Source organism: Ruoffia sp. FAM 24228, from assembly GCF_045528575.1.
Taxonomy (GTDB): Bacteria; Bacillota; Bacilli; order Lactobacillales; family Aerococcaceae; genus Ruoffia; species Ruoffia halotolerans.
Genome location: NZ_JBGQQZ010000061.1, coordinates 1 through 14,289, shown reverse-complemented (window position 1 = coordinate 14,289; position 14,289 = coordinate 1). Strand labels below are relative to the sequence as shown.

At 35.7% G+C, this 14,289-nt stretch carries 14 protein-coding genes and 1 pseudogene; 1 reads left to right on the top strand and 14 read right to left on the bottom strand.

What is annotated here, in order from left to right:
- Positions 1 to 115, top strand: a pseudogene (locus ACEN33_RS09895) (IS30 family transposase); the annotation flags it as partial.
- A gap of 4 nt (positions 116 to 119) precedes the next feature.
- On the opposite strand, the gene ACEN33_RS09890 reads toward ACEN33_RS09895, so the two are convergent.
- The 14 genes from ACEN33_RS09890 to ACEN33_RS09825 all read right to left on the bottom strand — a co-directional run bounded on the left by ACEN33_RS09890 (position 120) and on the right by ACEN33_RS09825 (position 14,037).
- Entirely contained in the window at positions 120 to 854 is a 735-nt protein-coding gene (locus ACEN33_RS09890) for an NAD-dependent epimerase/dehydratase family protein (RefSeq protein WP_407094977.1), read from the bottom strand.
- Complete coding sequence (locus ACEN33_RS09885; RefSeq protein ID WP_407094976.1) at positions 854 to 1,480, bottom strand: sugar transferase; 627 nt, start codon at positions 1,478 to 1,480, stop codon at positions 854 to 856. The genes ACEN33_RS09890 and ACEN33_RS09885 overlap by 1 nt, the downstream gene beginning before the upstream one ends.
- Positions 1,481 to 1,497: 17 nt before the next feature.
- Positions 1,498 to 2,274, bottom strand: coding sequence for a tyrosine-protein phosphatase (locus ACEN33_RS09880; protein ID WP_407094975.1), 777 nt, complete (start codon positions 2,272 to 2,274; stop codon positions 1,498 to 1,500).
- Positions 2,271 to 3,008, bottom strand: a complete 738-nt coding sequence (locus tag ACEN33_RS09875) for a CpsD/CapB family tyrosine-protein kinase (RefSeq protein ID WP_407094974.1) — start codon at positions 3,006 to 3,008, stop codon at positions 2,271 to 2,273. Before ACEN33_RS09875 ends, ACEN33_RS09880 begins: the two co-directional genes overlap by 4 nt.
- 1 nt (position 3,009) lies before the next feature.
- Complete coding sequence (locus ACEN33_RS09870) at positions 3,010 to 3,747, bottom strand: YveK family protein (protein ID WP_407094972.1); 738 nt, start codon at positions 3,745 to 3,747, stop codon at positions 3,010 to 3,012.
- Positions 3,748 to 3,841: 94 nt separating this feature from the next.
- Positions 3,842 to 4,012 (bottom strand): hypothetical protein, encoded by a 171-nt coding sequence (locus ACEN33_RS09865; RefSeq protein ID WP_407094971.1) that lies wholly within the window; start codon positions 4,010 to 4,012, stop codon positions 3,842 to 3,844.
- A 123-nt stretch (positions 4,013 to 4,135) separates the two neighbouring features.
- Positions 4,136 to 4,957 carry an LCP family protein gene (locus ACEN33_RS09860; RefSeq protein ID WP_407094970.1) on the bottom strand — a complete coding sequence of 274 codons (822 nt, stop codon included), beginning with the start codon at positions 4,955 to 4,957 and terminating at the stop codon, positions 4,136 to 4,138.
- Positions 4,958 to 5,300: 343 nt separating this feature from the next.
- Positions 5,301 to 6,341, bottom strand: a complete 1,041-nt coding sequence (locus ACEN33_RS09855; RefSeq protein ID WP_407094969.1) for an acyltransferase family protein — start codon at positions 6,339 to 6,341, stop codon at positions 5,301 to 5,303.
- Positions 6,342 to 6,540: 199 nt separating this feature from the next.
- Positions 6,541 to 7,464 carry a glycosyltransferase family 2 protein gene (locus ACEN33_RS09850; protein WP_407094968.1) on the bottom strand — a complete coding sequence of 308 codons (924 nt, stop codon included), beginning with the start codon at positions 7,462 to 7,464 and terminating at the stop codon, positions 6,541 to 6,543.
- 62 nt (positions 7,465 to 7,526) lie between these two features.
- Positions 7,527 to 9,050: a murein biosynthesis integral membrane protein MurJ gene (gene murJ, locus ACEN33_RS09845; RefSeq protein WP_407094967.1), complete on the bottom strand. Its 1,524-nt coding sequence runs from the start codon at positions 9,048 to 9,050 to the stop codon at positions 7,527 to 7,529.
- Between the two features lie 42 nt (positions 9,051 to 9,092).
- Positions 9,093 to 9,998 carry a hypothetical protein gene (locus ACEN33_RS09840; protein ID WP_407094966.1) on the bottom strand — a complete coding sequence of 302 codons (906 nt, stop codon included), beginning with the start codon at positions 9,996 to 9,998 and terminating at the stop codon, positions 9,093 to 9,095.
- The gene (locus tag ACEN33_RS09835) at positions 9,982 to 11,178 is read right to left on the bottom strand and encodes a hypothetical protein (RefSeq protein ID WP_407094965.1); all 1,197 of its coding nucleotides are present in this window, start codon (positions 11,176 to 11,178) and stop codon (positions 9,982 to 9,984) included. The genes ACEN33_RS09840 and ACEN33_RS09835 overlap by 17 nt, the downstream gene beginning before the upstream one ends.
- A 47-nt stretch (positions 11,179 to 11,225) precedes the next feature.
- Positions 11,226 to 12,368: a glycosyltransferase family 4 protein gene (locus ACEN33_RS09830; protein WP_407094964.1), complete on the bottom strand. Its 1,143-nt coding sequence runs from the start codon at positions 12,366 to 12,368 to the stop codon at positions 11,226 to 11,228.
- 91 nt (positions 12,369 to 12,459) lie between these two features.
- Positions 12,460 to 14,037: a hypothetical protein gene (locus tag ACEN33_RS09825; RefSeq protein ID WP_407094963.1), complete on the bottom strand. Its 1,578-nt coding sequence runs from the start codon at positions 14,035 to 14,037 to the stop codon at positions 12,460 to 12,462.
- Positions 14,038 to 14,289 lie beyond the last annotated feature (252 nt).

Here is a 14,289-nt window from a genome sequence, read left to right as displayed (position 1 = left end):
GTCATCGATTGCACACAAACGGAACACGATTCCACGGAAATCCTTACACTACCGAACACCGTTGGAAGTATTTTTGAGTTACTTAGATGAAGCAGTTTTGTCTAGCTTAATTTGACAAATCAAATAGTTTTAAATTTATCAATAATAAATTTAAAACCTTTTACTGAATATATCTTATGATTTTTGATATTACCTATCTCTTCAACCAATTCACTCGTTTTTACATACTCTTTATTTTGCGGATGAAAGTATCCTCTATCACTATTATTAATGTTTAATCTTAAGAATTCATTTAAATTATCAATATGAATCATGCTACGTTTATTGTCATATCCTGGGAATAACGGGGTTAGTGTCGCTAATTTTGCTAACCTTGGATAATTTCCCTTTGAACCATTCCCGTATACCATTGGTGGTCGTACAATAACAACATTGAAGTTTTCTTCTTGCATTTCTTTGATACCTAGTTCACCTTGTAACTTACTATCCCCGTAGAAATTATCTGGATTAGGTTGTGTATTACTATCTATAACTTCCACTTTTGTCCCAAAAACGATGATACTACTCATATATATAAATTGAGACACACCTTCAGTTTTAGCTTTCTTCGCTACTTCAACGGTTAAATCTCTGTTGACTTTGTAATACAGCTCTTCTAACTCCGGATCAGATGAATTATGCGCAATTCCTGCAACATGCAAGACAACGTCAAACTTTGTCCAATCCATAGCTTTCCAACCATCATTTCTTAAACTAATCTTTGTAACACTGTATTCATCAGGCCACTGAGAAACCCATTCTTCAAACTTATTGCCGATATAACTATTCACACCTGTAATCAGAATATTTTTCATCACTTATTCTCCTTCAGGTCTTTCTTAGCTTTATCAATAACACCCGTGCCACCCTCTACAACTCCGTCACTTCGCAAGACACTTGCGATTGTTCCAAAGAAGCACTTGACATCGAAGCTGAAACTAATGTTTTGCACATAGTCACCGTCTAGGCGTGCCTTAATTGGGATAGGCAATTCATCCCGTCCATTAATTTGTGCCCAACCTGATAAACCTGGTAGAACATCATTTGCCCCATATTTATCACGTTCATCGGCTAAATCATCTTGATTCCATAAAGCGGGCCGGGGACCAATAATGGCCATCTCACCTTTGAGAATATTAATTAATTGAGGTAATTCATCAAGACTCGTTTTACGTAAGAAATGTCCGGATTTTGTTATAAACGATGCTGGGTCATTCAATAGATGAGTCGGTGTATCCTTCGGCGTATCAGAACGCATGGTTCTAAACTTATATATTTGAAAGAAAGTGCGGTTTTTTCCAATACGCTTTTGCTTAAAGAAAACGGGGCCTGGAGAATCAATCTTGATCCAAATAGCCAGTACCAAGAATAACGGGCTGAGGAAAATCAATGCTAGAAGTGATAATACAAAGTCTATAATCCGTTTAATTGTAAGATACATCATTTTTTCTCCTTCTATTAGAATAATCCGAACCATTTTTTACGTGGTTTCTTTGGTTGAATGGGTTGCTTCTTATTAACATTATCGCCATTAAAGATGTATCGTGCATTGTCTTTAAAGTATTTGACTGTTTCTTGCCCATACTCTTTCTCTAACCGCTCAAATGCCGCTTGCACATTCATCGGTCTGTGCTCCATATGATGAACATCAGAAGCTAATATATGTGCCAAGTTATGTTCAATCATTTGTTGACTATTCTCGACTAATGTCTCACTATAATAACCCGAATAACTTGATGTTGTAATTTGTGTTAAACAACCCATCTGGACCAGTTCATATAAACGATATAGATTGGTTGCTAACTCATGGTTCCGTTCTGGATGCGCAATAACGGGTGTAATACCGTCATCAATTAATTCTTGTAGAACTTGCTTCGCATTGGATGGGACTCGGTCTGATGGAAACTCAATCAGATAATACTTTCCAGCTGAATCTAACGGTAATAACTCCCCATTATACAAATCATCCAGGAACTTCTCGGTTAAGCGAATTTCCTGGGATGCGTAGACATTTAAATTCACATTAGCTTGATGGTATGCTTCTTGTAAAGCTTTCGCCGATTCAAGTACATCTTTCTTATAATTAATATACTTGCCATTACGGTGATGAGGGGTAAGAACCATATGTTCCACCCCTTCATCAACGGCTTGTCTAGCTAATTCAATCGATTGTTCAATGGTTTGAGCCCCATCATCCACACCAGGTATTAGATGAGAATGTAAGTCGATAATCATGCTTCATCATCTTCTAAGCCATACGCGTAGTAACCATACCCTTTACCCTCTTCAAAGGGTACGTTATTCAAAATAACGCCTAGAATATTCGCATTCACATTCTCTAAGGCTTGCTTGGCTTCTTTAACTTGATCTTTACGTGCATAATCTTGTCGAACGACCATAATCACGCCATCCACACGTGTCGAAATAATTTGTGCATCGGTGACTGAGTTAACTGGTGGAGTATCATAAATGACCATATCAAAGTTCTCACCTAATTCTTCCATTAAGGCCGACATCTGAGGTGAACCAATCAATTCAGCTGGGTTGGGTGGAATCGGTCCTGATGGTAAGAAGTACAAGCCTAACTCTTTAGACTTTTGAACAACCTGATTGAATTTTAATTCAGGATTCGCTAGTAAAGTCGTTAAGCCTTGTTCATTATTCAACTTGAATGTTCTATGAACCGTCGGTTTACGTAAGTCACTATCTACAATCAAGACATTACGACCCGTTTGTCCCATCGTATAACCTAAGTTGGCAGATGTTGTTGATTTACCTTCCATCGGCATACTTGACGTAATCGCAATTGACTTGACTTGGTTACCGACTTGAGCGAATTCTAAGTTCGTCCGAAGGGTACGGTATTGTTCTGAGATGATTGACTTAGGTTCATAATACGTCACTAAAGGAGCGCCTAAACGTTGCTCTTTTTCACTTCGTTTATACTTATTTTTTCCGAGTCCGAACATGTTACACTCTCCTTCTGCTTTGTCTGTCAGTTGCTTCAATACGGTAACGGTTGTCTTTTACTTGTTTTGGCGTCAATTCATTAATCTCTGCTAAGCGGATCAAGCCCATATTCGTTAAGTCGTCCACGGATTTAACTCGATTATCCATTAATTCTCTAATTAACGCGATACCTACAATGATAATGAAGCCTAACATCCCACCAATAAGTCCATACATAATGATACTTGGAGAAGTCGGGTTAGGATTATACGAAGCTGAAGACATAACGTAAACACTTGAGACATCATCACCATAGATAGCTCTTAATTCACTCTCGAATTCTGATACTAGCGTATTAACCACATTCTGAGCATCTGTCGGTGATTCCATCGTTGCTCTAATAAAGAAAGCTTGAGAGTTGGGCGATTGCTCAACACGAATCGCTGCATTCAGTTCACCTAAAGTAAAGACGTTACCTAATTGTTCATTCACTGAGTCTAACACAGCATTCCCAGTAATAATATCACTATACGTTTGAACTAAACTCACGTTAGTCTGAATCTCATTATATTGAATGGCTGACTCAGTATTATTACTCTGATTAACTAATAATTGTGCCTCTGATTCATACTGACGATCAACGAATAAGCTCATAAAGAGCACTGCTAATGCAGCACCAATAACAGTCAACCCAAGGATACGCACAAAATACTTACGGAGAAGATTCCATAAGTCGATTAAACTAAATTCTTGTTCCATTGTTTCCTCCAATAATTCGAATTATTCAGCACTCTCATTCGCAAAGTCAATGATATGCTGCTTGATTTCTCTAGACTCTAGCCCTTTCAGACTTTTAAAGAATTCTACTCACTACAAGATAAATAACTAATGCAGCAAATATGAAAGTAAAATATCCTTCAATAATTGGATTAATCACTCCACTGTAGAATACATAAGCAGTTAATGACCCTAAGCAGAAGAAATCTATCGCTAGCCAAATGGCTTGTTTTTGAAAGTTATTCATCTTCTCTACCCACCTTACAATCTTAGTGGACATACTTTGATTTTCTAACTTCTCACCAACTTTATCAATAATTTTTATACTATGTTACTTTAATACAACACCGATACTATTTATAACTTTAAATTATTCGTTTGAACCCGTTTCTAAGATATCCACTAGATTTGCTAATGATTCTTGATCAATCTGATCGTAATAGACTCCATCAATCATCTCACCATAACCACTTAATTGGTAAGGTTGAATTCCTTCAAGGCTATTGTATGTCTGGAACAAGCTCATTAACTCAACGACGTTTAAGTTTGTCTTAATATTATCCGACAATGCTGAAAACATTGGAATAAAATTTACTACTGATTCAATCGATGAAGCTTTATTCACAATCGCTAGAATAATTTCACGCTGACGTTCTTGTCTTGCATAATCCCCACCTGATGTATACCTTTCTCTTGCATAAGCCAAAGCCATGTCACTATCTAATTCTGTTGGTACACCCTCTGTGAATGAATACTCCCCGATTGAGAATGATGTCGGTGGAGTTACTTGAATCGTTCCAACGGCATCGATGATTTCTTTCAATCCAGCCATATTCACTACGACATAATCTTCAATTTGAGTACCGAGGAAGTTATTCACAGTCTCCATACTTAATTCTGCCCCACCGAATGCGTAGGCATGATTAATCTTGTCCATTCCATAACCTGGAATGTCTACATATGCGTCCCTAGGGATGCTAGCTAATGCTGCTTCATTGTTCTTATTATTGATATCTAATACCATAATCGTATCTGAACGTCCTTGATCCACACGTCCAAAATCACCAGTATCAACGCCTAATAACAACACTGATGTATGATCTATTTCTTGTGCATCAATAATTACTGGGTTCCAGCTCAGAACACCAAAAAAGGTAAAAAGGATAAGAAAATAATTTTGTAATGACTTCATAACACTGCTCCTTTAAATAATTCTTTTAGCAAACTTAACTAACTTTTATAGATTTTTTTCTAATTCTAATTATACTTACAATTCTATAGAAAATAAAGGCCAAATAACTATATAAAATATTGGATACGTTATAAATAGCCCTTTTAATATAATTAGTAATCTTTTTATCTTAACTATTAGAAGTCTAAGTATTTCCTTTATATAATAATATATTCTTTTAGTAATAAAATCTTCTAATCCCTAAATATTTTCATAAACTTTACATACCATCTATCAAACAAAATACCCATTCAACTGACAATGTGGTCAAGCTAATGGGTGTTTATTGCTTCTATATTAATCATCAAAGCGTTGACGACTTGATATGAATGTTATAATCTAATTTTGCCATCAATTGGTTAAAGAGTCTAATCAATGGTTGATGAACAAATCGTTCGGTATAAGGGAACATGATGACCGACCCTAGTGTACATAGGGTGAATACTATTGGAACAACGATTAACGGATTGATTGTGTTAATAGTCGGATAGAGTTCTCTAGCCGTTGTAAAGAAACCTGTGAATATGATATGCAATAAATATATTCCCATTGAATATTGAGCATACCGCGATAAGATATTCTCTCCCACAAGATTCTCCTTAATTAAAAGCATTAGATGGAAGATCATCATTGCCAAAAACACTTCAAGGACAACCTGACTATCCACATTACTTCCAATTCTAATGAGCATAACTAAACTGACAACTAACCCGATGGCTTTATAAGGATATTGGATTCGTTTTTGAGCTAACCAATTCCCCATAGAAAGATAAAAGAAACCTTTCGCAAATCCGCCGTATAAGAAGATACTCGTTGAAAATTTATTCAATGGCGGAAGGAAGATAAGCCCAAACAAAACCATTCCTATGACCACACATAGGCCTGATGAGAGTTGGATTCGTTTCAGAAAGTATAGAATCCAACTAGCAAAGAATAAGGCAGACAAGAACCAAAGATGCTCACTTCCTACAATACCCGTGAATATATTGATCACTTGTAAACTAGCAAAGTAACTAAACATTGTTCCTATACTCAAATCTCCGCTTAATAATTGCAGTATGATATCTATTGCCCATTTAATGATCATATAGACAATATTATAAGCTATTAGCATCACAAGGATTCTAAAAGCATAAGAAGGTATATCTTTATAATGTTTCTTATTCAACAAATAACCAGAGATGACAAAGAATAAAGGAACTGCCAAGTCTAATAATGGAAAGTACCAATCATAAGTCCAGTAATTCGCAAAGCGGGTCGTTGGAAGATAATTCACAACATGCATGAAGACAACCGCAAAACTTGCTAGCATCTTAGCAGAGTCAATAGAATAATTTCGTTTCAATGGGACCTCCAACTTATCCATTTATTGTAAAGGATAATATTCATAAATTATTTTATATTAAATTCAATACAATTAATATATCATTTACTTAAGATAATTGATACTTCTTTGAGTCCGTAATAATAAAAAGCGCCTTATAGTCACCGTTCAAAAGATGGACTGTGATTATAAAGTGCTTTTCGAGTGAGATAGATTACCATTAGCGTACTTGCATCTTTCTAAAAGCTAAGTATGCCTTTCCAGCAACCATCTTAGAACTTAGGAATAAGTTTCTTGTTGTTAATGGGTTCATTGTCTTAAGCAATGCATCGAACTTTTGTATCTTATCTTTATCATTGGCAATACTATGACGGAATAAATAACCTAACGAAATTCGAAAGAATGTATTACGGAATCTTAAACGCGTCTTTTCATCTAACTCCATTGACTCCACTCGTTCGATAACCTTTTGTAAGGCATTAATATGAGTCAATGTCTTAGGATGATTGAGTCGACTTGATATACTTGTTTCGCCTACGACATAAAAGTATAGAACCTCATTGACATAACCCACTTTCTTAATATGACTTAAGTAAGTCACATTATATAAGAGGTCCTCACCATAATGGAGTGTCTCATCGAAATGCACATGATGCTCACGCAACACGTCACTTCTATATAACTTATTACAGACGTAGCCCATTGGTCCATCTTCATCTAAGATTGTTGTAACCATATCATAGTTAGTTATGTTTCTATCGCCTAGATAGATATATTTATTATTACGAGTATAACTACACGCAACTAAGTCAATTGATGGATCTTCTTCGTAACGCTGGAACATAGCTTCAAGATAACGCGGATCAAACACATCATCACTATCTAAGAAAGCAATATAAGGTGTGTCAACCTTTTCAATTCCATAGTTTCTCGCACTTGATACTCCACCATTGGGTTTATAAAAGTAGTGAAAGCGCGCATCGTCACCAACTAACTCTCTACAAACCTCTGCTGTCTTGTCTGTCGACCCATCATCGATGAGCAGAACTTTATAATTTGTATATGTTTGGTTCTGAATACTTTCGATTGTCAAATGAACTGTATTTTCTGAATTATGCATAGGTACAATAATTGATATACTCATTTTCATTCACCTTTTCTGTCATTATTAAACTAAAAGTATCTATAATAAACAAATACATTATATTAGTTTCTCATCGCATTTAGATATTTTTTTATAATAGCCACCATATCATCAATTACTTCAATCTTCATAGTTAGAACTGCCAATACGTAAGTCAGAGCACCAATGAATATAGCAACAAACAATGCAACAATGTCATTCACTTGTCTCACTAATATGAGGTAGCTAAAGTAAGCACTCCCTCCCATTATGACTGAAGCCAAAGTAACCTTAAAGAATATCTTAACGATGCTCAAGATACCGAAGGGACCAATCTTCTTTCTCAAGTTAATTCCTAACAAGACAACCGTTACCATTGCCGAGACACTTGTCGCCAATGCTAGTCCTCCAATACCGAAAAATCTAGAGAAAATTGGAGTCAGAATAATATTCACAATAACCCCGATGGTTGCATTAATCATTGGTGTTTTAGTATCTTGCATAGCATAGAAAGCCCGGGATAATATCTCACGAATCGCTACGAACAACATCCCTACCGCAAAGAAAGTTAAGGCTGAGGATGTCATATTAATCGCATCTGCTTCAAAGTTGCCGCGCCCATAGAGTAAGCCGACAATCTCCTTAGAGAATATAATCGCACCAAAAGTTGCTGGAATAATAATCAACGATAAAGCTTTGATGACGTTAGCTGTCTCTCGCTTTAAGCCATTAAAGTTCCCTTCAGTCGCTAATCTTGACAGAGATGGATAAACAATCGATATAATAGATACAACGAACAGCCCATGGATGAAGAATGTAATCATATAAGCATAATTCAAGGCTGAAATCCCCCCAACTGTAACGTTAGAGGCAACTGTTCGATTGATCAATACATTAATTTGGTTAATTGAACTCCCAATAATCACCGGAATGGAAATCTTAATCATTCTTCTTAAATCAGAATCATTCAGATCAATCGTTAACCTATATACGAAACCACTCTTGAAGATACTCGGTAACATAATAACCAATTGAGACGCTGTAGCAATAACAAATCCTATGGCTAACACAATAAAACTCGTCTCCGTACTGAGATAAATAGAGAAGATAATAATTAAGTTAAGCGGAAAGCCGATTAAAGCAGGTATAACAAAATTATCTTTTATTTGTAAGTAAGAGGTACTTAAAGCAATCAGTCCCGTAAAGAATATACTAATGACACTCACACGTGTTAACTGAATTGCAATATCAACCGTGGCCCCATCAAATCCAGACGCGAAAAGGCGGACTATCTGTGGCGTAAAAAACACACTAACAACATATAATATAATCGCAGCCGCTGTCAGAGTATTAACTAAATTATTCGTAAATTCAGTCACTCGTTCCTCGCCATCAGCTGCCCTTATCCGGTTATACTGAGGTATAAAGGCCGTTGCAATCCCTGTAATAATAAAACTAGATATCACATCTGGAATTGTCAACGATATCAGGTAAGCGTCACTAATATTAGAAGCCCCATAAAAGTATGACAATGCAATATCACGAGCAAAGCCAAAAAACTTTGATATTAGCGTAATAATCATGACCTGTATCGCTGTTTTCTTCATCTTGTTTCATCTCCAACTCTATTCATCATTCGCCTAGCCTGCTTATTTATTAATCGCTTTTAGCTTTCCTTTAATATCTGCTTTTTCGAAAACTTTATCCCATGTATAGTCATGGGCGTTAAAGTTATTCTCGAATGGAAAGTCCTCAATACCTCCAAGGTCAAAGTCAGCTTGATCATTCAAAAAGTAAAATTTACTATTATGTATACTTTCAAAGTCTCTAGCCCACTTGTAATCTGTAGTAATAATCTTCAAGTCGAGGGCTGAATATTCTAACATCTTCGTCGAGGTTTGTAATGTGTATGGGTATTTATCCGGTATATAATTAATTCCATAGACGGCTTTTGAAGCAATCTCTGGTATTTCCTTATAAGGTACGCGTCCGACGAAGGTAATATCCGGATGATTCTTATATGTCGTATAGATTTCATCATCTTCTACAGCTCCTACAAGATGAAGCTTTCCTTGTTTTGCTTTTGAGAAGGAATGTAAAAATTTGTCAATCTGGCGTTCTTTTGAGATAGAGCCTATGTAGATAAAGTCAAACTCTTTCTCAGTCTTTGAAACATTCAAGAATTGTTGATCGAGTCCCATATCACGGTAAGTCTCAGGAATATCATCTTTAAAGAGGAAGCCTTTTCGCACATCTTCGTTTAAGAAGATTCTTAAATCCGGTTTAGGATTACGTACATTCTTAATTAAATTCTTCAACTTTGCAAATCGCCCTGTAGATAATGACGCATATTCATGTACCACGATATGATTATCTGACTGGATTCCTCCGAGGCCTTTAAATTCCCAAATCACATCAAAGTCATCTAGAGAATAGCCTCCAGCTAAATCCGCTGAGTCATAACAATCGAACATCGAATCTTGGTTCAGATACTTTATATAAGCGTCGATATCTGGTAGTAACGCATTATCACTACGTTTAAACAATATTTTCATTGGGCACTACCTGCTTTCCTGATAATTCTTTATCTTTATAATAAATAACTGAAAAAACAATCAACATTAAAATCCATGTAATCGGGCGTAAACGAGTTCCAGTTCCGATATTATCGTTAGAAACTGCTGTTAAACCAATCCAAATCATCGCATGACATAAGATAAAGTACTGAACATCGGTAAGTAAAGATAATCTTTTAATTATAAAGTATAGAATATAGGCCATTGGGATTGTCTCTGCAAAGAAAACTAATAATGTACCAACACTGTTAATATCCCAAGGCAATGGTCCGATTAAGTTCCCAACAAAACTTGCAAGATAATTAATTAGGAACAACACGTAGTTAGGTTGAATCAAGTTGATTCCCATCTGACTTCCTCCAGAGAACTCAGTCAGAAATGACGAACGATAAAGTAAGCCATCTCTTAAAGATTTATCAACAATTGGCATTGTAAAGTCCATAAAGAATGTATAGTAAATTCCTAATAATACAATCAAGATGAAGATAAAGCTCTTAATCTTTCCTCTTCGACTCATCGCGCGGTACAAGTAATAAACAATGACTGAAGCAATATAAGAAACTAAGATATACCCTCTTAATTCTCCCATTAACCATAATGAGAAAATCCATAGAATCCAATAGTAAATATTAAACTTCTTCTTGAATAAGATATTGATCCCTAACACAAGGTTTTGTACATATAAGTAATACAGCCATATATCTCTTAATATAGAAATGTGTACGTTCATCTGTAAACTCAAGTAGAACATCAACATCAATAGAACCATGATTTTCGAATTAGTATAATACTTATCTTGTATCTCAATTCTCACTTGCTTATATTGCAACTTAACTAATTTAACTGAAGCCAAAATTAATAAGAAGAAGCCGATTGTATTGAACAAGCGTATTAAATAAACATTTTCCGAATCGAACAACTTCAAAACATTACCTATCATTAATGGATAAATCGATGTCCGAACCCAGGGTAAACCATTTTTTACATTTTGAGCTTGTTCCCAATAGAAAGCTCCGTCATCTCCTTCTCCAAATAATCTTAAAGTAACACCATCGTTACCTTGACTACTTGCCAGAAAGAAAATAAACACAGATAAAAATAGCGAAGCCACTACAACTGCTTGAGATAAAAATAAGTAAATTTTCTGTTTTTTATTCATTCTTAGCCTTTCTATTTGTTGTCGTTCCTATACAAAGTCTTATAAAATTATACAAGCCCTTTATATATTTCTTTCATCTTTAATGCCACAGTGTCAATGGAGAAATTCCCTATCAAACTGTCATTATAGTTTGTTTGTTGCTTTCTTAATTCGCTGTCGTTATATAACCTAATTATGGCATCCTTAAGAGATACTTCATCTGACGGATCTACTAAAAAGCCTCCTTGATGATCATTGATTAAATCTACGTTTCCTCTAATATTAGAACAAACAACTGGTAATCCAGAAGCCATTGCTTCCATTAACGAAACTGGTAAACCCTCGCGATACGAAGGAAAGACAAATAGATCCGCTACTGAATAAATATCTTGTATATCTTCTCTGAAACCAAGAAATTTAACATTATCTTGTAAACCAGCATCGATGGCCTGTGCTTCTAATTCATCCTTAAGATCCCCTTGTCCGCATAAGACGTAATGTATCTTAGGATTATTAATTAGGCTCAATGCTTTTATAACGACTTGGTGGTTCTTATTTTTATTCAACTCACCCACGGAAAGAATTAGAAAGTCTTCATCGGGTGAATTCAAAAATTCTTCACGAACAGCTTGGTTTTTCTCCGGTTGTTTCTTGAATTCATCTAAATCAATTCCAATACCTGGGATATACGCACAATTTTCCGCTGAAAACCCACTCGCTCTCTCGTAGTCTTCTTGATTGATAGTTACAAGCGTATGAGTGTAGCGAGATAAAAATCGCTCGATCGGATAATAGATAACCCAACTTAATTTAGATGAATTCTTATAAAAATGAAAACCATGTGCAGTATAAATAACCGGTATGTTCAAGTGCCTACCTACGAGTCTGCCAATAACACCTCCGATAGGTGAATGGCAGTGAATAAAATCATACTTTTCTTTCTTCGCTAATTTATAAAGTTGAAGATAGGCTTGTATATGTTGATGGGCTAAAAACATATTCCTCGTAAAATCAATTTGAAAACTAGGTATATTCAATTCCCTTAACTTAGCTTTAAAAGTATCAATTTTTGTTTTAGAGGTAGAATTCCCTTGAACAAAATTTGCAGCAACGTGTACCTCTACACCTAACTGCTGTAGAATGTCGATATTATTCATATTAAATTGATCTATCATTGAAGCGACAGATGCAAGCATTAACATTTTTTTCATGATATTCCTCCATCATGCAGAAGTTACTTTCCATTGAAACATATGCAACATAATACAAATCCACCTAAATAAAAAATCTTTATAACGATAACTATTCTAGATTGTTTAAAGGTGCTTCTAATGGCGCCTCTAATGCTGGTGCTTGATAGCCAGTTGGAGCAAACCATTCAATCTCATTACTATGACTTTCAGCTTGAACGTGGTCTCCAGCGATATTCACTGCTGTACTTCCTTCATAGACAACCTCTTGATTGTCCGGTTCACTGAAGGGACCAGCTTGAAGCGACTGAGCATCTTCTTGACTATTGATGTGTAAGTTAATCTGCGAGTCGACGTAAATACCCGATGCATTCGTTACAAGCATTGCAGGAACTTCTTGAAAGATCACATTATAATAGTGCGCAACCACTGAGTCCCCGTAACTTGTCGCCACAGGAATCGGTGCGACATCTTCTAAATTCTGATAACGAACGCGGGAATTTTGCATAACAAACTCATTAACTCCACTTATATTCTTCTCACGTTCCTTCTCAGTGTAATAGAGACCATAGATAATTTCATTACGCCCCCACGGTGTCATCTCAAAATTTAAGCGGTTGGACATGGATTTAATCTCACCATTTATCCCCGCAGCAATGAAGTAATTTTTTGCTCGAGATTTCACATTATCAACATTGAAGTAGACACTTCCCGCCATACTTTCGACGTGGAAAGTTGTTTCATAATCCATAAAGCTAGAATTCGTCACATTAACCGTTGTATTATTATCAACCAACCATGTATTCTGATCCTCAGACTGAATTGTTCCGTTCTCAACCACAACTCCAATCCAAGCTGTATAACTTGGATCTCGTTCAGATACTTTACCGTTAGCAACAACATTGTCAATATTAACAATCGCGTCGCCCTCATGGCCTCCAAGATAGAAAGCCATTCCGAAACTATCGGTAATATCGTCGCCTCCAACATCTTCTAGGCTAACGTTTTGAATATTAACTAAATCGTAATCAACCATATGAAGCGCATAGCCACCATACATGTGTTGGAATCGAGTATTGGAAACAGAGATTCGATTAGCACCCTCAATGTAGATACCACGTTGCATCTGTAAATTATAAATATCATCTGCCGTATCCATCGTAAAGTACAAATCTTGTGGGTTCAATGACCCATCAATCGTAATCCCTTCAATCTCTAAACCATAATTCTCTTCAGCCATAAATAACTTTAAGAAATAATACTCTGATGGATTAATCATAGGATTCTCTGGTTTAATAACTGCGTTATCTCCCCGAATTTGTAGACCTTTAATCCCAGCAGCCTCAATATTCCCCTCACCTTGGCTCAAGTATTCACCTTCAGGTATAACGAGTCTAATAGGTTCTTCGGTAGCCATATCTAAAGCAGTTTGAAAAGCTTCAGAATCATCTTTGCCATCATTCGCTACGGCTCCAAGGTCCTCAACTAAATTAACTTCTTTAATATCATCCAATTCAGTAATATTTAAATCAATTTCAGGTACTAGACCTGTTGATTCTTCTTCTTCAGCTTGATTATTAGCATGAACAGTTGGCACAATGAAACGGTTGAATAGCACTACCGCTACTATCAGAATTGTTTTCACAATATTTTTTATTATTTTACTTGAAAATTGTACCTTTTTGTTCATTTTTTTACTCCTTATTTTAACCACAAACTTCTGCTTTAATCATCTTCTTATCACATTTTTTATATTTTCATCAAACACTATATCTACATTATAATTGAAATTCAATTTATTATACATAGAATTTTTTAATAGCGCCGATTGTAAAATTAAGCTAGACAACTAAAACAGCCATTTGTGGTACACTCAACTTGTAATTCCGACCAAAGAATACAAAGGAGTGACCACAAATGACCTACACCCATCTTACCACGG